1 protein-coding gene is annotated in these 253 nt (G+C 39.5%); it reads left to right on the forward strand.

Going from position 1 to position 253, the window contains the following annotated elements; genetic code table 11:
* Positions 1-253, forward strand: a 253-nt coding sequence (locus tag SCA31_RS24535; RefSeq protein WP_410699578.1) for a lyase family protein, incomplete at both ends; no start/stop codon positions are given.

A 253-nucleotide genomic window follows, 5' to 3' on the forward strand; every position in this document is an offset into this window, starting at 1 on the left:
GCTGAATATATTTCAAAATTCACCAATCTTCCTTTCGTAACGGCTGAAAATAAATTTGAAGCTTTGGCTGCTCACGATGCTATTGTTGAGTCTCACGGAGCTCTAAAACAACTGGCCGTTTCTTTATTTAAGATTGCTCAGGATATCAGGTTAATGGCTTCTGGTCCACGTTCAGGGATTGGTGAAATTCATATTCCTGAAAATGAGCCTGGATCTTCAATTATGCCTGGAAAAGTAAATCCAACCCAAAACG

The sequence above is a fragment of the Chryseobacterium sp. SIMBA_028 genome, assembly GCF_046535285.1.
Classification (GTDB): Bacteria; Bacteroidota; Bacteroidia; order Flavobacteriales; family Weeksellaceae; genus Chryseobacterium.